This window comes from Salinicola sp. CR57 (genome assembly GCF_003206585.1).
Taxonomy (GTDB): domain Bacteria; phylum Pseudomonadota; class Gammaproteobacteria; order Pseudomonadales; family Halomonadaceae; genus Salinicola; species Salinicola lusitanus.
Window position 1 is genome coordinate 457,589 of record NZ_PZJL01000001.1, and the last position, 20,231, is coordinate 477,819.

Below are 20,231 nucleotides of genomic sequence, written 5' to 3' on the forward strand. Positions count from 1 at the left end.
CCGGTCAACTCGATTTTTGTCACCATGACAATCTGGATACCCGCTCTACCCGGTCAAGGTCCGCGCTACCGCGAACTGGCCGATGCCATCGCCAACGCCACCGCCAGCGGCGAACTGGTGGCGGGCGCCAAGCTGCCACCGCAAAGACGCCTGGCGGATGCCCTCGGCGTCACCGTCGGAACCGTGACTCGCGCCTACGCCCTCGCCGAACAGCGCGGGATCGTCACCGCCCGGGTCGGCAGCGGCACCTATGTGCGCGGCACCGGAGCCCCCCATCCGGCTTTCGATCATGTCCGTCGCGCCGCGCCGGACAGCGGCATCGTCGATCTCAGCCTGTCGCTGCCGCCCCCCCATCCGCAGCGCGAGGCATCGCTGGCGCGGGCGATGCAGTCGATCCAGCACGACCCCGAACTGCTGCGGGCGGCCATCGATTATCAGCCGGAAGCGGGCCTGACCTGGCAGCGGGAAGTCATCGCCGGCTGGCTGACCACACTCGGACGCCCGGTTCCCGCGGACGAGCTGGTGATCAATCAGGGTGGCATGCACGGCATCTTCCTGAGCCTCAGCGCCCTGCTCTCTCCCGGTGAGCGGCTGGCGGCGGAACGGCTGACCTATCCGGGCCTGATCAGCGGATTGCAGCAGCTATCGCTGAAGAGCGTGGCGATCGCCCACGACGAGGCAGGGATCGACATCGATGCGCTGGCGCGTGCTTTCGAGCAGCAGCCGTTCCGCGCGCTCTATGTCATGCCGGACTGCCACAACCCCACCACCGCGAGGCTGAGCGAGGCACGGCGCCACGCGCTGGTCGCCCTGGCCCGGGAGCGACAGTTCTGGCTGATCGAGGATGACATCCATCCCCAGCTCGATGACGAGCCGGTGACACCGCTCTATCGATTGGCCCCCGAGTGCACGGTCACGCTGTTCTCGGTGGCCAAGCTGCTCGGCGGTGGCCTGCGCGTCGGTGCCATGCGCGCGCCACCGCTGTTGCACGGGCGACTGACGGCAGCGCTGCGGGCGCAGAGCTGGATGCCGCCGCCATTGATGGCCTCGCTGGTCTGCCGCTGGATCGAGAGCGGCGACGCCGATTCACTGCTGCAGTGGCAGCGCGAAGAGCTCGAGTGGCGCTTCGACCGCGCGATGGAAAGGCTGGGCGAGTTCTCCCCGCGCGGGCATCGCGGCGGTTTCTATCTGTGGCTGGCACTGCCGGGCGAGTTGCGTACCAGCCATGTGGTGGGCCAGCTCCAGGCGCAAGGGGTCAACGTCAGCACGGCGGAAAGCTTCTGCCTCGGTAGCGTCAGCGCCCCCCAGGCGATTCGTGTCTGCATCAGTGCCGCCGAGAGCCGCGAAGCGCTGGAACACGCCCTGCAGGTCATCGCCACGACGCTGGGCGATCCGGATCCGATGCTGTGGCAGACGGTTTGAAACACTGACCGCAGCCCGGTCGTGAGTCATCGTCACACCGGCAGCGGGCGGCTCTCCGCCAGCGCCTCCATGGCGAAGTAGGAGGTCACGGTGTCGATCTCGAAGCCGTCGATCAGGCGCTGATAGATCAGATCGAAGGCGCCGATGTCCCGCGTCACGATCTTGAGCATGTAGTCGTAATCGCCACCGATACGGTAGAAGTCGATCACTTCGGGAATCCTCAGCACATGTTCGCGAAACGCCGCCAGCCAGGTCCGCGAGTGGCTGCGAGTGCGAATCATGGAGAACACCACCAGCCCGAAACCGAGCGCCTGACGGCTCAGCACCAGCCGCCGCGCCTCGATCACGCCCGCCTCTTCGAGCTGCCTGATCCGCCGCCAGCAGGCGTTCTGGGAAAGATTGACGCGCTCCGCCAGCTCACGCTGGGGGAGACCGGGACGCTGCTGCAGCGTGCGCAGGATGGTGAGGTTGAAATGATCCAATTTGGCGTCGCTCATGGTGTCAAAACACTCATGTGATGATTGATTTACAGGTCATATCGAGAAATTTACCTGTCAACGTCGGGATATCATAGCCGGACGCGGTGGAGGCTCGTGCTCCCCCTCTCCACGTCCTCCTCTTCCCACACCAAGGTGCCGCCATGACGACGCTCGCCGATTTTCGCCGCTCCCTGTCCGGACCGGATCTGCTTGCCCGGCTGCGGGAAGGTTTGATCGGCAACGACATGCCGTTCGTCACCCCCTTCGGCGAACGGCGATTGCTCTACGCCGATTACGTCGCCTCCGGCCGAGCGCTGCGCCAAGTCGAGCGCTTCATTAGTGAAGAGATCCTGCCGTTCTACGCCAACTCGCACACCGTGGCCTCGCACTGCGGGCAGGCCATGACCCGGCTGCGCCAGGAGGCACGGGCACTGATCACGCGGGCGCTCAACGCCGAGGATTGCCACGTGGTGTTCAGCGGCAGCGGCGCCACCGCCGGCATCAACCGGATCGTGGCGCTGCTCGATATCGCCGCCCGCGTGCGGCGTGGCGAGCGGGTCAGCGTGCTGATCGGTCCCTACGAGCATCACTCGAACCTCCTGCCGTGGCGGGAGAGCGGCGCCGTGCTGGTGGAGATTCCCGAGGGCGCCGCCGGGGGGCCGGACACCGTGGCGCTGGAGCGGGCGCTGGATACCGTCGCCGGCAGCGACCTGATCGTCGGCGCCTTCTCGGCCGCCTCCAACGTCACCGGGATCGTCAGCGACGTCGACGACATCACCCGGCGCCTCAAACGCCACGGCGCCTTGGCGGTGTGGGATTACGCCGGCGGCGGCCCCTACCTGGCGATGGACATGGCGCCCGCGCCGGACTGCCGTAAGGACGCCATCGTCTTCTCGCCGCACAAGTTCGCCGGCGGACCCGGGGCTTCCGGCGTCATGGTGGTCCGCGACACGCTCGTTCACCGCCGCACACCGTCGCTGCCCGGCGGCGGCACGGTCAGCTTCGTCTCGCCCTGGACACACCACTACAACAGCCGTCTCGAAGCCCGCGAGGAGAGCGGCACCCCCAATGTGGTCGGCGACATTCGTGCCGCGCTGGCGCTGCTGGTCAAGGAGGCCATCGGGCTGCCCGAAATCGCCCGGCGCGATGCCGAATTGCGCCGACGCGCGCTCGCCCGCTGGGCAGACGAACCGCGCCTGGAACTGCTGGGCCGCCAGGACGTGCCAGCGCTGCCGATCTTCTCCTTCCGAGTGCGCGACGATGCCGGCAACCTGATCCATCACCAGCTCTTCACCCGCATGCTGTCCGACGTCTACGGCATCCAGGCTCGTGGTGGCTGCGCCTGCGCCGGCCCCTACGCCCATCGCCTGCTCGGCATCGATGCCGCGGCCTCCGAAGCGCTGGTCGAGCGGTTGGGCCAGGGCCACGAGCTCGAGAAGCCCGGCTGGATACGGCTGAGCCTGAACGTTCTGCACGACGACGCCCAGGTGGAGCGCATCCTCGACGGCGTTCAGACTCTGGCGCGGGAGGCAGCGGCCTGGGCCCGCCACTATCGCGCCGATCCGGTCACCGCGCGCTTCCGGGTCGACGCCGCCGGGGGATGACAGCCGCACCGGGCCGGGTAAGATGGTCGCTTTGCTGATGCGCTGGAGCCCATCGCCATGCCCACCCTGATCCGTCGCCCCTTCGTCTTTCTGCGCCACGGCCAGAGCACCCGCAATCTCGAACGACGAATCGGCGGCCAGCACGACGTGGCACTGACCCCGCAGGGAGAAGACGAGGCGCGGCGCGCCCGGGCGTTGCTCGGCGATGTCGACTGGTCGCTGACGGTGTCGAGCCCGCTGCAGCGCGCCTATCGTACCGCCGAGCTGGCCCTGGGCCGCGCCCCGGATCGGGTCGTCGACGGGCTGATGGAGCGCCACTGGGGCGAGCTGGAGGGCCAGACGATCCCCGATACCGTTCCCTACCTGAGCACGCCCGTTGGCGGCGAATCCTGGGAGACGTTCGTGGCGCGCATCGCCACCACCCTCAACGCCCTGCTCGAGGAGGCCGACACGCCGCTGATCGTCGGGCATTCGGGGCTGGTTCGCGCCGTGCGCGGGCTGACCCACGGCAGCCCGGCGGGGCCACGCTCGGCCAACGCGATTCCGTTGTGGATCGCTCCCATGGGCACCACGCAGTGGACGATCGAGCCCCTCGCGAGAGCTCACCTGGATTCGGTTAGCCGGTCATAGCCCAGGCTCTCCGATGCGACGGCCAGGGTGACACGGTGGCTGGCGCCGCGTTGACCGTGTCATGAATAACAATGATAATGATTATCTTTAATCAAATAGAAGAAGAACGATGCGAGCGCTTTTCGCCAGCCGGCTGGGCCTGGCCATCATCGCGATCGGCTCTGCGCTGCTGTGGTCGACGACCGCACTGGCGGCGGAGCGTACCGACCCGATCGCGGCCTTCCCCGTCACCTTGACCGACCTGGCCGGCCAGGAGCTCACGCTGCTGGCGCCGCCGCAGCGCATCTTCCTCGACAACCCGCGCCACCTGTTCGCCCTCGCTGCCCTGTTGCCCGATCCCGTCTCGCGGATGAGCGGCTGGCGCGGCTCGCTCGAGAGCTTCGACCCGGTGGCCCAGTCGCGATTGACAGCAGCCTTGCCCGCCCTTGCCGACCTGCCGGCGCCGGGGACGGCGAACAACGCCATGCTAGGCGCCGAAGCGCTGATCACCCTCGATCCGGACCTGATCGTCGCCGATGTCTCGCGCTATCGCGAGCTGCAGACATCGCCGCTGCGGGCGCAGCTGGAGGCGCTACGAATACCGATCCTGTTCGTCGACTTCCGCGAGCATCCGCTGGCGGACACCGTCCCATCGTTGCGTCTGCTGGGCCGCGCCCTGGGCGCGGAATCCCGCGCCACCGCGTTGATCCAGCAGCTCGAGACCGAGCAGGCCGCGGTCGACGACTGTCTCGCTACCGTCACCCGGCGACCCAGCGTGCTGATCGATATCGCCCCCGGGCTCAGGGTCGACTGCTGCCGCAGCAACTTCGACTCCGGCCTCGCCGATCTGGTGGCTTACGCGCGGGGCGACAACATCGCCGCCGGCATGAGTCCCGGCACCGAGAACGTGCTCAATCCAGAACTCATTCTGGCCCACGACCCCGACGTCATCATCGCCACTGCCGCGCAGTGGCCAAAAGGCGGTTCGGTTCGCGCCGGCTTCGGCGTCGAGGAGAGCGACACCCAGCGCGACATGGCCGATGTCGTGGCCCGTCGCCCGGGTTGGCCGGCGCTGTCGGCGGTCAACGATGGCGGCTTTCATGCGCTCTGGCACGGCTACCACCAGGGGCCGTTCTCGGTGGTCGCGCTGCAGGCCATCGCCGGCTGGCTGCATCCTCGCCAGTGCGCGGCGCTCGACCCCGAAGAGACGCTGGAGTCGCTCTATCGCCGGTTCATGCCGATCGATGCCAGCGGCACCTTCCAGGCGACCTACGCCGGCAACCCATCTGAGAACGGCAATACCAACGACGGGTCTCGAGACCCGCGATAACGAGATCACCCCGGGAACCCCATCATGCGTATCACCCCCAGACTCTGCCGACGCTCCGCGCTGGCGATGGCCGTGCTGTACCTCCCTGCGGCGCAGGCCACCGAGACCAGCGCCACGACCCTCGATCCGCTGGTCGTCAAGGCGACATCGGCGGCGCCGGTCGACGACGCCTATCGCCCAGGCCCCTCCAGCATGGTCACCGGTCGCGCCACCGACTTCCTGAGCCAGGCGCGCACGGTCGACCAGGTCAGCGCCCGGATGCTCGAGGACATCGGTGCCGATTCGTTGACCGACGCCATGGGCTACGTCAACGGCATCACCCAGGGCAACACCATGGGCGGCACCGAAGCGAGCTTCATCAAGCGCGGGTTCGGCAGCAACAGCGACGGCTCGATCCTGCGCGACGGCATCCGCCAGCCGCGCAATACCTTTCCGCTGTTCACTACCGAACGGATCGAAGTGCTCAAGGGGCCGAGCTCGTTTCGTTACGGCATCCAGGAGCCCGGCGGGGTGGTCAACATCGTCAGCAAGAAGCCGCAATACGAGTGGGCGCGCACCATCAGCGGCAAGGGCACCTCTTTCGGCGGCGGCGATGCCAGCGTCGACGTCACCGGTCCGCTGGGCGACAGCGGCGCGGCGTTCCGGTTCATCGTCGGCCAGCAGGACAAGGATTACTGGCGCGACTTCGGCAGCAACCGCCAGACCGTGGTGGCGCCTTCGCTGAGCTGGGAGGACGACGACACCCGGCTGTGGTTCGCCTATGAGTATCGCGATTACGACCTGACCCTGGATCGCGGCACCGCCTTCGTCGACGGCGATCCCGTCGACGTGCCGCGCAAGCGCCGCTTCGACGAGGCGTGGTCGCGGGTCACCGGCCACGATCAGTCGTTCACCGCGCGCTGGGAGCAGGATCTGAGCAGCGCCTGGACCAGCCGCTTGAGCTACGGCTGGAACCGGCGTCAATACGACGACGGCCAGCTCCGGGTGCTGAGCGTCGACGAGGATGGCAACGCCAGACGGCGCGCCGATGCCAATCACGGCTTCGAGCGGCGCGTGATCTATACCGCCGCCGAGCTGCTCGGCGATGTCGAACTGGCCGGCGTTCGCCACGAGATGACCGTCGGCATCGATCACGAACGCCGCCGCGATTACCTGGCCGACCGTTATCGCGGCGCCACCGACACGATCTCGATCTACCATCCGAATCACGGCGATCTGACGTTGGACGGCGCCACCTATCTCGAAGACAGCAGCCGCCGCCTTCACGAGATCAACACCACCGGCGCCTACTTCGACGACAACCTCCATCTGGGCGAACGCTGGATTCTCGGTCTGGGCGGGCGTTTTCAGCATACCGAGCTGTATGGCGGCCGGAGCCGCCCGTTCGTGGTCGAGACCGACACCCAGGACAACATCTTCCTGCCCCACGCCAGCCTGCTCTACAGGCTGACGCCACAGACCTCGCTCTACGCCAGCTATAGCGAATCGTTCGTGCCCAACGAACCCGATGCCGAATCCGGCCAGCGCTTCGACCCGGAGGAGGGTCGCGGCTGGGAAGCGGGGATCAAGCGCAGCTTCCTGGCCGACCGCTTGCAGGCTTCGCTGGCCTACTTCGAGATCACCAAGGAGAACGTCGTCGTCAGCGACAACGACGTCTCGCGGGCCATCGGCAAGAGCCGTTCCAAAGGGATCGAGTTCTCCGCCCAGGGAGAATTGACCGACCGGCTGTCGATTCTCGCCAACTACGCCTATACCGATGCCGAGGTACTCGAGGACGCCGACGGCGGCACGGCGGGCAACGAGCTGCCCAACGTGGCACGGCACACCGCTTCGCTGCTGCTGGCCCGAGAGCTGGGGCTCGATCCCGACTACGGCCGCTGGCGAGTCGGCGGCGGGGTGCGCTACGTCGGCAGTCGCGAGGACGATGCCGACAACAGCTTCAGCCTCGACGACTACACCGTCGCCGACGCCTTCATCGCCTGGGACAACGGCTGGCTGGGCGACAACACCCATCTGCAGTTGAACGTGAAGAACCTGTTCGATACCACCTACTACCCCTCCAGCGTCGGCGACACCCGGGTGGTGGTCGGCGAACCGCTGGAAGTCACGCTGCAGGCCAGCGTGACGTTCTAGTGCGTTGCCGAGTCCACGCCAGACAAGCGAACGGCCCGCCGGCGTCAAGCCAGCGAGCCGTTACGTTAATGCCTGCGTGACGCGGGAAGCGTCGATCAGTTCAGCGTCGTCTTCCAGCTCAGCGACTCTCCGGCCCGATAGGGGACGAAGGTGTTGTCGCCTTCACCTACCGATTCGGCCACCGGGGTCGGCTGCCGGGTCAGGGTGACCGTGCCCTCGTTCAGCGGCAGGCCGTAGAACCGCGGGCCGTTCTCGGAACAGAAGGCTTCGAAGTGCTCGAGCGCCCCCTCCTGCTCGAACACGTCGGCATAGACCGACAGCGCAGCCTCGGCATTGAACACCCCGGCGCAGCCGCAGGACGTCTCCTTGGCGGCGGTGACGTGGGGGGCGGAATCGGTGCCGAGGAAGAAGCGCGGATGGCCGCTGGCCACGGCCTGGCGCAGCGCCTGCTGATGCTCCTGTCGCTTGAGGATCGGCAGGCAGTAGAGATGCGGGCGAATGCCGCCGACCAGCATGTCGTTGCGGTTCTGGGCCAGGTGCTGGGGGGTCAGCGTGGCGCCCAGGAATTCGTCGCCTTCCAGCACGAACTGGGCGGCGTCCCGGGTGGTGATGTGCTCGAACACCACCTTGAGCGCCGGGAACTGGCGGCGAATGTCGGTCATTACCTCGTCGATGAAGACCTTCTCGCGATCGAAGATATCGATCTCGCCACGCGTCACTTCACCATGAACCAGCAGCGGCATGCCGATCCGCTGCATCACTTCCAGTAGCGGATAGACGTCGGCAATGTGCTTGACGCCGTGCTGGGAGTTGGTGGTGGCGTTGGCCGGGTAGAGCTTGGCGGCGGTGAACAGGCCGTCCGCGTGGCCGCGCTCCAGCGTCTCGCGGGAGACGCTCTCGTTGAGATAGCAGGTCATCAGCGGGGTGAAGTCGTGACCGGCGGGAACTGCCGCCACGATCCGCTCACGGTAAGCACTGGCCGCCTCGATGGTGGTCACCGGCGGCACCAGATTGGGCATCACGATAGCACGGGCAAAGGTCCGGCTCGTGTAGGGCACCACGGTCTGCATGACCTCGCCGTCACGGAAGTGCAAGTGCCAGTCGTCGGGGCGGCGGAGGGTAAGCGTATCGGGCGCGGCGGTCATCGGGGGCTCCTGGCAGTCGGTGGAACGAATCGGCGCTCATGATACCAGAGCGCCGAGAGAGGGGCGGATCAGGGTGATGCCGAGCGCTGCCGTCGGGACGGGCGCAGCAGCAGGCCCAGCGCCACGCAACAGAGCAGTGCCACCAGCAGCGCGAACAGCAGCCCGGTCAGCTGCAGACTGATGAAGGAGGCGACCACGCCGATACCGATCACGGGCAGCGAGATGGCCACGTAAGCCACCACGAAGAAGGTCGACACCACCGAAGCCTTCTGCGCCGACGGACTTGCCGCCGCGATGGCGCCCAACCCGGCACGGAAGGCGATGCCCTGGCCGATGCCGGCGACGATGGGGCCGATGATGAATCCCGTCAGCGTTTTCGCGCCGATACCCCAGGCGATCGACAGCACGCCGATCAGCAGGATGCCGCAGCCGATCGGCAGGCGGCGCGCGGCCGGCAGCCTGCCCTGCAGGATCTGCCCCGCGGTGGAGGCGATGAAGAGCAGTCCGGCCACGAAGCCGATCAGCGCCGGGTTGTGATGGCCAAGCTCCTTGCCGAGAAAAGCCGGCGTCACCGAGGTCGCGAACCCACACACCATGAAGCCGGCAAAAGCGGCGATCGCTGCGGGAATGAAAATGCCGCGAACCCCTTCGGGCACACCGAGCCGCTGCACGCTCAGCCGAATCCGCGCCGGGCGCTCCACCGTCTCGGGCGCCCGCCACAGGCAGAGCACGGCCAGCACGACCAGGGCCAGGTGGACGACGTAGGGAAGGACCAGCGGCATCGGGAACGCCACCACCAGTACCCCGGCCAGCATCGGCCCCAGCCCCAGCCCGCCCATGTTGGCCGCGGTGGCGACCAGCGGGCCGGCCCGCTTCCAGGCCTCGGGCACCAGCTCCATGACCGCGACGGTGGCGGTACCGGTGAAGATGCCGGCCGAGATACCGGACAGCACGCGACCAACCAGGATCATGCCGAGACCGCCGGCATGCCAGAACACCAGGTCGCTCAACGCCGACGCGGCCAGGCCGGCGAACAGCATCGGGCGCCGTCCCAGCTGGTCCGACCAGCGTCCGGTCAGCAGCAACGCGCCCATCACGCCGGCGGCGTAGACCGCGAAGATGATCGTGATCGTCAGTTGGGAGAAACCGAACTGCTGCTGATAGATTGGATAGAGCGGCGTCGGCATGGTGGTGCCGATCATGGTGAGCACGAAGGCGAACGCGGCACCGATGAAGGCGACCGGGCTGCCGGCCGCCGCAGGTTGTGAAGAGGCCATGGAACTCCTTCGGAGTGGAATCGGGTTGGGCATCGTCGGGGGATCTCGAACGCCAGGCGAGACTCGCCGAACGCCACCATTCTAGCGCACGACCGAACCCGCCGGGCCGCCCCAATCGCTTCGATTCATGGCATACTGAGCCGCTTCACGCACTTCCTCACGGCCGTCTCGCCATGTCGCAAAGTACTTCCTCATCGCACGCCACCGCCGCACCGGCAGTCGGCACGCTCTATATCATTTCCGCGCCATCCGGTGCCGGCAAGACCAGCCTGGTCCGAGCCCTGCTCCAGCGCAACGCGGGCATCGGCGTCTCGGTTTCTCATACCACGCGGGCGATGCGCCCCGGCGAGCAGGACGGCGTCAACTACCACTTCGTCGCCCAGCCCGAGTTCGAGGCAATGGTCGAACGCGGCGAATTCTTCGAGCACGCCTGGGTCTTCGACCGCCACTACGGCACCTCGAGAGTCGAAGTCGAGAAGCGACTCGCGGTGGGCGAGGACGTGATTCTGGAGATCGACTGGCAGGGGGCTCGGCAGGTTCGCGAACAGGCGCCGGAGGCCGAGTCGATCTTCATCCTGCCGCCATCGCGGGAAGCGCTGAGGGAGCGGCTTGCCGGGCGCGGGACCGACGACGAGGCGGTGATCGAACGGCGCATGCGCGATGCGGTCAGCGAGATGTCGCATTTCGACGAGTACGAACATGTCGTCATCAACGACACTTTCGAGCACGCCCTGACCGAGCTCGAGTGCATCGTCCATGCGCGCCGGTCGCGTCTCGACAAGATGCAGGCACGTCATGCGACGCTGCTCCACGAGCTGCTGAACGGCATCGACTGAACCGTCATCGGCGTGCACCTGCCGGTCATGACGTACTCTCGTCACTCGTCGAGGACTCTTGCCACGCGTCGAGGACTCTTGTCAGACAGCGCGCCACTCCAGTAGACTGCTCGGTCCCGCAGACCCCGCAGTCCGGGGCGCGTTCACCCAATTTGTTTGGCAGGGCTACCCTCATGGCACGAGTGACCGTCGAAGATTGTCTGGACCACATCGAGAACCGTTTCAAGCTGGTGATGATCTCGTCCCAACGCGCCCGCCAGCTCGCGCGCGGCTCCCGCGATGCGCTGCTGCCTTGGGAAAACGACAAGCCGACCGTCATGGCCCTGCGCGAGATCGCCACCGGCCAGATCGGTGACAGCATTCTCGACGAGCCGGTCGAAGCCGCACCGCCGCGCCCGCGTCCCGAGCCGACCCAGGAATACGACATCTGAGCCACTCTCCCGGCATGGCCGACGGCCCCCGGGCCGTTGTCGCGGTCTCCACGGAGCCGGTTGCCAGACGGGCCATGTAAGACGGGTCGTTAACGAAAAAATAGGCGCGCCGCATGTTCACCATCGATGACCTGGCCGATCGCCTCGGCGGCTATCTCCCCGACGACGAGATTCAGCAGGTCAAACGCGCCTTCTACTACGCCGAACAGGCCCACGACGGCCAGCAGCGTCGTTCCGGCGAGCCCTACGTCACCCATCCCCTCGCCGTCGCCAATATCCTCGCCAACATGCACATGGACCATCAGAGCCTGATGGCCGCCATGCTGCACGATGTCATCGAGGACACCAGCGTCTCCCGGGAAGCGCTGGAAGCGCAGTTCGGCGAGGCCGTGGCAGAGCTGGTCGACGGCGTCTCGAAGCTGACCCAGATCACCTTCGAGGACAAGGCGGTCGCTCAGGCCGAGAACTTCCAGAAGATGGTGATGGCGATGTCCCGGGACATCCGGGTGATCATCGTCAAGCTCGCCGACCGCCTGCACAACATGCGCACGCTGGGTGCACTGCGTCCGGACAAGAAGCGCCGCATCGCCCGCGAGACCCTGGAGATCTACGCTCGCATCGCCGGGCGGCTGGGCATCAACACCATTCGCGTCGAGCTCGAGGACCTCTCGTTCCAGGCGATCCACCCGATGCGCGCCGAACGCATCAAGCGCGCGGTGGCCAGCGCCCGCGGCAACCGCCGCTCGACCATGCGCCAGATCCAGACCAGCCTGCAGCGCCGGCTCGACGAAGACGACCTCACCGGCAGCGTGGTCGGACGCCAGAAGCACCTGCTGTCGATCTACCGCAAGATGCACGACCAGCGTAAACCGTTCGCCGAGATCATGGACGTGTTCGGTTTCCGTATCATCACCGACAGCGTCGACAACTGCTATCGCGTGCTGGGCGCGGTGCACAATCTCTACAAGCCGGTGCCGGGGCGCTTCAAGGATTACATCGCCATCCCCAAGGCCAACGGTTACCAGAGCCTGCACACCACGCTGTTCGGCCCCAGCGGCATGCCGATCGAGGTGCAGATCCGCACCCGCGAGATGGAGGCGATGGCCAACAACGGCATCGCCGCCCACTGGCTCTACAAGGCCGGCCAGACCGAACGCCCCATCGCCGCCGGCAGCCATGCCCGGGCCCGCGAATGGGTCCGTGGCCTGCTCGAGATGCAGCGCCACGCCGGCGACTCGCTGGAGTTCATCGAACACGTCAAGAACGACTTGTTCCCGGACGATGTCTACATCTTCACCCCCAAAGGCGACATCATGGAGCTGCCTCAGGGGGCCACGGCGGTCGACTTCGCCTACAGCGTCCATACCGACATCGGCAACAGTTGCATCGCCTGCCGCATCGATCGTCATCTCGCGCCGCTGTCGACCCCGCTGGAGAGCGGCCAGACCCTGGAGATCATCACGGCCCCCGGCGCACGTCCCAATCTCGCCTGGCTCAATTTCGTGATTACCGCCAAGGCACGCTCGGCGATTCGTCATGCGCTGAAGAGCCAGCAGCGCAGCGAAGCGATTCAGCTCGGCCGCCGCCTGCTCAACCGGGCGCTGGGCAGCTTCGAGACCAGCCTGGAGAAGCTGCCGCCGGAACGCCTCCCGGCGCTGCTGGAGGAGCTGGACCTCAAGACCGAGGACGATCTGCTCGAGACCATCGGCCTCGGCACCCGCCTGGCGCACGCCACGGCGCGGCGCCTGGTCGCGCGGGAACTCACCACGGATGTGGATACCGGGGCGAGCGACGACCCGCTGGAGCGGCTGCTGGAGGATTCGCCTCACAACGGTCCGATCGTGATCAACGGTTCCGAGAGCATGGCGATCAGCTTTGCCCGCTGCTGCCACCCGTTACCGGGAGACCCGGTCATCGGCCACCTCTCCATCGGCAAGGGGATCGTCGTCCACCGTCACGAATGTGGTAATCTCGACGAGTTGCGCGACGATCCCGACAAACTGGTCTCGTTGACCTGGTCGAAGCAGATCGATCAGGATTTCCCGGTACCGTTGCGGATCGAGGTCGAGACCCGGCGCGGCCTGATCGCCGAACTGGCCAGCCTGATCACCGATGCCGACGCCAATATCGAGCGTATCGGGATCGAGGAGCGCGATGCCAGGCTCTCGATCGTCAACCTGACCATTCTGGTCAAGGGGCGTGTTCATCTGGCGCGAATCATCAAGCGCCTGCGCAATCTGAACCATATCGGCCGCATCGTCCGCGCCCGAAACTAATCGCAGGATCGTTGCCCCGCCGTGGCCAACACGGCGGGGCAACGTTTTTTGCGTCATGGCTCCGTCCATGGACGGCGATATCGCCGAAACGCGGTTTGGATGTCAGAAACGCCGGATGGATCGGCGAGCGGGATGAAGCGCAAGGCGCAAGCACAGACTCGAAGCGAAGCGGACGTCCGACGGACGACCCCGCAGGTTTCGAGTCGACCGAAGCCTATGGATATAGGTGAGGATTGAGATCGGACCGGCACACCGGCACCGCACAACGACGCGATTTACCGGGGCCGCCGAGTCCACGCAGACATTGAAACAATGCTGGAGGGTACGCCATGAGCAACAAAGCCGTTATCAACACCGACAACGCCCCGGCCGCCATCGGCCCCTATTCCCAGGCGATCAAGTCGGGCAACACCGTCTATCTCTCGGGTCAGATTCCGCTCGATCCGAAGACCATGGAACTGGTCTCCCAGGAGTTCGAGGCCCAGGCCCGCCAGGTCTTCACCAACCTGTCCGCCGTGTGCCAGGAAGCTGCCGGCTCGCTGCAGGACATCGTCAAGCTCAACCTCTACCTGACCGACCTCGACAACTTCGGCGTGGTCAACCAGGTGATGGAGGAGTTCTTCCAGGCGCCGTTCCCGGCTCGCGCCGCGGTCGGCGTCAAGCAGCTCCCCAAGGGCAGCCAGGTGGAAGCCGAAGCGGTCATGGTCATCGGCGACTGAGTCCGTTACCCGGCCCGTCGGAATCGGGGCGCACCATCAGGCGCGCGCGGTCTGCGGTAGTTCGCCGCGCAGCTTGCTCACGTCCGCGCGCGGCGGCACTCCGAAAAGGCGGCTGTATTCGCGGCTGAAATGGGATGGGCTGCCGTACCCCACGCGGAAGCTGGCGGTGGCCGCCTCCATCCCTTCGGTCAGCATCAGCCTGCGCGCTTCATGGAGCCGCAGCTTCTTCTGGAACTGCACCGGCGACATCCGGGTGACCTGCTTGAAGCTGTGGAACAGCGACGACTCGCTCATGTTCACCATCTCCGCCAATTCGCGAACGCGCAGCGGCTCGGTGAAGCGATCCTTGAGCGCCGCGATCACCTTCGCGATGCGGTGGGTCTGGGTATCGGCCACCGCGAACTTGCGCATGTGCAGGCCGATCTCGCCGATCAGTGCACGATAGAAGATCTCGCGCCGTACCAGCGGTGCGAGGATGCGAATGTCCTGGGGTGAATCGAGCAGGTTGACCAGCCGCAGCATGGCTTCCACCAGGCCCTTCTCGGCCTGCACGCGACTCAGGCCGCAAGCCGTCTCGGCACACTCCCGCGTCTCCATCTCACCCACGCCCTCCCCCAGCTCCAGTACCAGCGCGGTGATCTCCTGGGCATCGACGGCGAGCTTCAGCCCCAGGTAGGGCCTTTCCGCCGAGGCCTCGGTCACCTTGCCCAGCACCGGCAGATGCACCGCCGACACCATGCAGCTCAGCGGTCCATAGTCGATCTCCCGATCCCCCAGCCATATACGCTTGCTGCCCTGCGCGATCAGGCAGAGCGAGGGGTCGTAGACCGTCGAACCGAGACAGCTGGTGTGCGAAGAGTTGGCGCGCACCAACTCCAGCCCTGGCACCGATGTCGGCGTCAGGCCCTCTTCCGGTGCCCACTTCTGAATCTGACGGGCTAGAGTTTTCGCCAATTGGGCGAGCTCGTCATCTAATGTCTGAAAAACCGGTTGCACGATACTCATGTTCTCACCCCGTATGGATCGCCAATGCTCGATCTTGGATGTATCGCGAGTATATGCCGTCATAACGGTGCTTTTATGACGATTTGAGGACTTATGCAGGATTGGGCAAGACCTTTGAAGAAACGGGCAAGTCAACCGACGATCCCCGAAGACCGGCAGAGGCCAATAGGTATTCTGCTTCGAAGATTGGCGATATTGACAGGATCAGGCAATCAATGCGGAGGAAACCGATAACGCCCGCTCGCGGCGCGAACGTACATTGTCAGGCCATGATCCCCCGCCGGCACCTGCCGTCTTGCGAAGGGCGACGGCGCGTTTTGACCGGCGCCACTCGCCTCGTCTTCATCGGTTGATCGACGCCCCTTGCTGCCGGCGCCGTCGGTCGATAACCCCCGACACCGACTCGAAGGCACCCCAGGGCGATCCGCCGTGGAAGGTGGTGCAAGGGATCGATGACCGGGAATGAAACAAGGGAAGCCCAACAATGAACAAGTCCGACCACAAGCGTCTGTCGAAAACGGGTCTGACTCGCGGCCTGGGCGTGATGCTCGTCATCGCGCTGCTGGCCGGCTGCGATGCCCATGGCGAAGCGGACTCCGCCGCCGCGCCACCGCCTCCGGAAGTCGACGTGGCAACGGTGCTGGTGGAGCCGATCACATTGCGAGAGACCTTTACCGGCCGCGTGGCATCACCGCAGACCGTGCAGGTCCGGCCACGAGTGAGCGGCTATATCGACGCGGTGGCCTTCGAGGAGGGAGAGCTGGTCGAGGCCGGCGACCTGCTGTTCCGGATCGACCCGCGCCCCTACGAAGCTCGCGTCCAGGCCGCCAAGGCATCGTTGGCACAGGCGCGCAGCCAGCGCCGGCTCACCGAAGTCGAGGCCGGCCGCTCCCGCCAGTTGATCCAGAAACACATGATTTCCCAGGAGCAGCACGACCAGCGCCAGGCGGCGGCGCTCAATGCCCAGGCCCAGGAAGCCGAGGCCGAGGCCGCGCTGACCAGTGCCGAACTGGACCTGCAGTACACCCAGGTGATTGCGCCAGTGACGGGCCGTACCGGACGAGCGATGGTCACCAAGGGCAATCTCGCTAGTGCCGACCAGTCGGTCCTGACCACGCTGGTGTCGGTGGACCCCTTGTACGTCTATTTCGACAGCAACGAAGCCGAAGCCCCCAGCGCCCAGGCACTGCTGAATCAAGGCAAGAGCGCCACGCTGCATATCGGCCTGACCGGCGAGACGGGTTTCCCGCATCCGGCGCAACTGGACTTCGTCGACAACCAGATCAACGCCGATACCGGCACGCTGCGCTATCGCGCCGTGCTGCCCAACCCGGATGGCGCCTTCAGGCCCGGCCAGTTCGCCCGCGTGGAGATGCCCGTCGCCAATCTCGCCAAGGCAATGCTGGTGAATCGCAAGGCCGTGCTCGCCAATCAGGACCGACGTCTGGTCTACGTGGTCGGCGACGACAATACCGTGATGCCCCGACAGGTACAGCTTGGCCGCGAGGTGGGCGACCTGGTGGTGGTCGAGGAAGGCCTGGCGGCCGGGGAGCGGGTGATCGTCAATGGCACCCAGAAGGTGTTCGCACCCGGCATGCCGGTCACGCCGAACCCGATCGCCATGCGGGAAGCGGAGGCGGGCAAGGCGGTTGCCACTCGATCCTGAGGCAGCACTGCACGCCGATCCACTCAACGCTTCCTGAAGCGCTTCTCTCCTCTGAATGACAAGACGCGGCGGGCATCGTCCCCGCCGCCCAGGAGCCTGCTGTCATGAATTTTTCCCGCTTTTTCGTCGACCGGCCGATCTTCGCCGCGGTGCTCTCGATCATCATCTTCGCGGTGGGCCTGATCTCCATTCCCAACCTGCCGATCGGCGAGTATCCGGAAGTGGTGCCGCCCTCGGTGCTGGTCCGCACCACCTACCCGGGCGCCAACCCCAAGGAGATCGCGGAAACCGTGGCGACGCCGCTGGAAGAGGCGATCACCGGCGTCGAGAACATGATGTACTTCAAGTCGGTGGCCGGTTCCGATGGCGTGCTGCAGATGACCATCACCTTCCAGCCCGGCACCGACCCCGAACAGGCGACCGTGCGCGTCCAGAACCGGGTCAGCCAGGCGCTGGCGCGGTTGCCGGAGGCGGTAAGGCGGCAGGGAGTGACCACCCAGAAGCAATCGCCCACCTTCCTGATGGTGGTGCACCTGGTCTCGCCGGATGACAGCTACGACACCCTCTACCTGCGCAACTACGCCCGCCTGCACGTACGCGACCAGCTGGCGAAGATTTCCGGCGTCGGCGAGGCCCAGATGTTCGGCGGCGGCGATTACGCCATGCGCGCCTGGCTGGATCCCGACCGCATTGCCTCCCATGGTCTCACCGCCGGCGACGTGGTCGCCGCCATGCGCGAGCAGAACGTGCAGGTCTCCGCCGGCCAGATCGGCGCCGAGCCGATGCCTCACAGCGATTTTCTCACCCTGATCAACGCCAAGGGCCGCCTGTCCACCGAGCAGGAGTTCGGCAACATCGTGCTCAAGGTCGGTGCCGACGGCCAAGTACTTCGGCTTCGCGATGTCGCGCGGCTCGAGATGGGCGCGGGCGACTACACCCTGCGCTCCCGGCTGGACGGCAAGGACGCGGTGGCGATCGGCATCTTCCAGTCGCCCGGCGCCAACGCGCTCCAGATCCGCGACCAGGTGATCCACACCATGGACGAGCTGGCCACCCAGTTCCCGCCGGGGGTGGAATATCGCACCGTCTATGACACCACGCTGTTCGTCAGCGACTCGATCCGCTCGGTGATCCAGACCCTGCTGGAGGCGATACTGCTGGTGGTATTGGTGGTGACGCTGTTCCTGCAGACCTGGCGCGCCTCGCTGATTCCGCTGCTGGCGGTGCCGGTCTCGGTGGTGGGCACGTTCTCGGTGCTCTACCTGCTGGGCTACTCGATCAATACCCTGACCCTGTTCGGGCTGGTGCTGGCGATCGGCATCGTGGTGGATGACGCCATCGTGGTTGTGGAGAACGTGGAGCGCAACATCGGCCAGGGACTGGCGCCGAGGGCCGCCGCCCACCAGGCGATGCGCGAGGTGTCCGGCCCGATCGTCGCCATCGGTCTGGTGCTGTGCGCGGTATTCGTGCCGATGGCGTTCCTCTCCGGGGTCACCGGCCAGTTCTACCGTCAGTTCGCGGTGACCATCGCCATCTCCACGGTCATCTCGACGATCAACTCGCTGACCCTGTCGCCAGCGCTGGCGGCGATGCTGCTCAGATCCCACGACGCGCCCAGGGATCGCCTGACCCGAATCATCGACTTCCTGTTCGGCTGGCTGTTTCGGCCGTTCAACCGCTTCTTCAACGCCAGTTCCAATCGTTACCAGGGCGTCGTCGCGGGTAGCCTGCGCCGTCGCGGTGCGGTGTTCGTGATCTACCTGATCCTGCTGGGAACCACCGGTTATCTGTTCAAGCTGGTGCCGCCCGGGTTCATTCCGGTTCAGGACAAGATGTACCTGATCGCCGGCGTCAAGCTCCCCGAGGGGGCCTCGCTGGAGCGCACCGACGAGTTGTTGCGTCAGGTGGTGGATATCGCCATGGAGACCGACGGCGTCGAGCACGCAATCTCGTTCCCCGGCCTCAACGCGCTGCAGTTCACCAACACCGCCAACACCGGGCTGGCGTTCCTGACCCTGAAGCCATTCGACCAGCGCACCCGTACCGCGGCAGAGATCAACGCCGAGATCGCGGGCAGGATCGCCGGCCTCAAGGACGGCATCGCGTTCTCGTTCATGCCGCCGCCGATCCTCGGGCTCGGCAACGGCTCCGGCTATCAGCTGTTCATCGAGGACCGCGGCGGGCTCGGCTACGGCCCGCTGCAGGAGGCGGTGACCGCGTTTCAGGGCGCGGTGGTGCAGACCCCGGGCATGTCCTATCCGATCACCAGCTACCAGGCCAACGTGCCCCAGCTCGATGCCGAGGTGGATCGCCTCAAGGCCAAGACCCAGGGCGTGGCGGTGAGCGACCTGTTCGACACCCTGCAGACCTATCTTGGCTCCACCTACGTCAACGATTTCAACAATTTCGGCCGCACCTGGCAGGTGATTGCCCAGGCCGACGCCCCCTACCGCGACAGCGTCGAGGACATCGCCCGGCTGCGTACCCGCAATGCCCAGGGCGAGATGGTGCCGATTGGCTCGATGATCGATATCCATCAGAGCTTCGGCCCCGACCCGGTGCTGCGCTTCAACGGCTATCCGGCGGCGGACCTGGCCGGCGAAGCCGATCCGCGGGTGCTCTCCTCGCCCCAGGCGATGGGCGTGCTGTCCGATATCGGCGAGCGGGTACTGCCGGATGGCATCGACTTCGAGTGGACCGACCTCAGCTATCAGCAGTTCACCCAGGGCAATGCCGCGCTGGTGGTCTTCCCGCTGGCGGTACTGCTGGTGTTCCTGGTCCTGGCCGCGCTCTACGAGAGCTGGACCCTGCCGCTGGCGGTGATCCTGATCGTGCCGATGTGTCTGCTGTCGGCGCTGGTCGGCGTCAGGATCTCCGGCGGCGATACCAACGTCTTCGTCCAGGTGGGACTGGTGGTGCTGATCGGGCTGGCCTGCAAGAACGCGATTCTGATCGTCGAATTCGCCCGCGAGCTCGAGTTCCAGGGTCGCAGCGTGGTGGAGGCGGCGCTGGAAGCCTGCCGCCTGCGACTGCGTCCGATCATCATGACCTCGATCACCTTCACCGCGGCGGTGATACCGCTGGCGCTGGGTCACGGCGCCGGTGCCGAGGTGCGCCAGGCACTGGGCATCGCGGTCTTCGCCGGCATGCTCGGGGTGACCCTGTTCGGCCTGTTCCTGACGCCGGTCTTCTATGTCGCGCTGCGCAAGCTGGCCGGCCCGCTGCGCCAGGATCACGGCTCCACGATGGAAGGCGAGCAGCCTCGGCCCCACGACGGCCCCGCCTGAGCGGGAGCCACG

The 20,231-nt window shown here is 66.1% G+C and carries 15 protein-coding genes; 11 read left to right on the forward strand and 4 right to left on the reverse strand.

Going from position 1 to position 20,231, the window contains the following annotated elements; all coding sequences use genetic code 11:
• The first annotated feature begins 24 nt into the window (after positions 1–24).
• On the forward strand, positions 25–1,422 hold the full coding sequence (locus DOM56_RS02135; RefSeq protein WP_110707277.1) for a PLP-dependent aminotransferase family protein: 1,398 nt from the start codon (positions 25–27) through the stop codon (positions 1,420–1,422).
• 32 nt (positions 1,423–1,454) lie between these two features.
• Here DOM56_RS02135 and DOM56_RS02140 read toward each other — a convergent pair whose 3' ends face one another.
• Positions 1,455–1,919: an Lrp/AsnC family transcriptional regulator gene (locus tag DOM56_RS02140; RefSeq protein ID WP_110707278.1), complete on the reverse strand. Its 465-nt coding sequence runs from the start codon at positions 1,917–1,919 to the stop codon at positions 1,455–1,457.
• Between the two features lie 143 nt (positions 1,920–2,062).
• On the opposite strand from DOM56_RS02140, the gene DOM56_RS02145 reads away from it, so the two are divergent.
• The 4 genes from DOM56_RS02145 to DOM56_RS02160 all read left to right on the forward strand — a co-directional run bounded on the left by DOM56_RS02145 (position 2,063) and on the right by DOM56_RS02160 (position 7,577).
• Positions 2,063–3,505, forward strand: a complete 1,443-nt coding sequence (locus DOM56_RS02145) for an aminotransferase class V-fold PLP-dependent enzyme (RefSeq protein WP_110707279.1) — start codon at positions 2,063–2,065, stop codon at positions 3,503–3,505.
• A 57-nt stretch (positions 3,506–3,562) separates the two neighbouring features.
• A complete protein-coding gene (locus DOM56_RS02150) occupies positions 3,563–4,135 on the forward strand; it encodes a histidine phosphatase family protein (RefSeq protein ID WP_110707280.1) in 573 nt (190 codons plus the stop codon).
• A 109-nt stretch (positions 4,136–4,244) separates the two neighbouring features.
• The gene (locus DOM56_RS02155) at positions 4,245–5,444 is read left to right on the forward strand and encodes an ABC transporter substrate-binding protein (RefSeq protein ID WP_110707281.1); all 1,200 of its coding nucleotides are present in this window, start codon (positions 4,245–4,247) and stop codon (positions 5,442–5,444) included.
• A 24-nt stretch (positions 5,445–5,468) separates the two neighbouring features.
• On the forward strand, positions 5,469–7,577 hold the full coding sequence (locus DOM56_RS02160) for a TonB-dependent siderophore receptor (RefSeq protein ID WP_232822137.1): 2,109 nt from the start codon (positions 5,469–5,471) through the stop codon (positions 7,575–7,577).
• A gap of 95 nt (positions 7,578–7,672) precedes the next feature.
• On the opposite strand, the gene pyrC is transcribed toward DOM56_RS02160, so the two are convergent.
• On the reverse strand, positions 7,673–8,722 hold the full coding sequence (gene pyrC, locus DOM56_RS02165; RefSeq protein ID WP_110707282.1) for a dihydroorotase: 1,050 nt from the start codon (positions 8,720–8,722) through the stop codon (positions 7,673–7,675).
• A 68-nt stretch (positions 8,723–8,790) separates the two neighbouring features.
• Complete coding sequence (locus DOM56_RS02170; RefSeq protein WP_110707283.1) at positions 8,791–9,999, reverse strand: MFS transporter; 1,209 nt, start codon at positions 9,997–9,999, stop codon at positions 8,791–8,793.
• A 173-nt stretch (positions 10,000–10,172) separates the two neighbouring features.
• Between DOM56_RS02170 and gmk the strand changes: the two genes are divergently transcribed.
• The 4 genes from gmk (at position 10,173) to DOM56_RS02190 (ending at position 14,261) form a co-directional block, all read left to right on the forward strand.
• Entirely contained in the window at positions 10,173–10,835 is a 663-nt protein-coding gene (gene gmk, locus DOM56_RS02175; RefSeq protein ID WP_110707284.1) for a guanylate kinase, read from the forward strand.
• A 173-nt stretch (positions 10,836–11,008) separates the two neighbouring features.
• Entirely contained in the window at positions 11,009–11,266 is a 258-nt protein-coding gene (gene rpoZ, locus DOM56_RS02180) for a DNA-directed RNA polymerase subunit omega (RefSeq protein ID WP_075561565.1), read from the forward strand.
• A gap of 113 nt (positions 11,267–11,379) precedes the next feature.
• Positions 11,380–13,542 (forward strand): RelA/SpoT family protein, encoded by a 2,163-nt coding sequence (locus DOM56_RS02185; RefSeq protein WP_110707285.1) that lies wholly within the window; start codon positions 11,380–11,382, stop codon positions 13,540–13,542.
• Between the two features lie 329 nt (positions 13,543–13,871).
• Entirely contained in the window at positions 13,872–14,261 is a 390-nt protein-coding gene (locus DOM56_RS02190) for a RidA family protein (RefSeq protein WP_110601828.1), read from the forward strand.
• Between the two features lie 36 nt (positions 14,262–14,297).
• Here the strand turns inward: DOM56_RS02190 and DOM56_RS02195 are convergent, their stop codons facing one another.
• The gene (locus DOM56_RS02195) at positions 14,298–15,215 is read right to left on the reverse strand and encodes an AraC family transcriptional regulator (RefSeq protein WP_348627084.1); all 918 of its coding nucleotides are present in this window, start codon (positions 15,213–15,215) and stop codon (positions 14,298–14,300) included.
• Positions 15,216–15,750: 535 nt separating this feature from the next.
• On the opposite strand from DOM56_RS02195, the gene DOM56_RS02200 reads away from it, so the two are divergent.
• Both DOM56_RS02200 and DOM56_RS02205 read left to right on the forward strand, forming a co-directional pair.
• Entirely contained in the window at positions 15,751–16,932 is a 1,182-nt protein-coding gene (locus DOM56_RS02200; RefSeq protein ID WP_110707286.1) for an efflux RND transporter periplasmic adaptor subunit, read from the forward strand.
• A 104-nt stretch (positions 16,933–17,036) separates the two neighbouring features.
• Positions 17,037–20,219, forward strand: coding sequence for a multidrug efflux RND transporter permease subunit (locus tag DOM56_RS02205; protein WP_110707287.1), 3,183 nt, complete (start codon positions 17,037–17,039; stop codon positions 20,217–20,219).
• Positions 20,220–20,231: the final 12 nt, after the last annotated feature.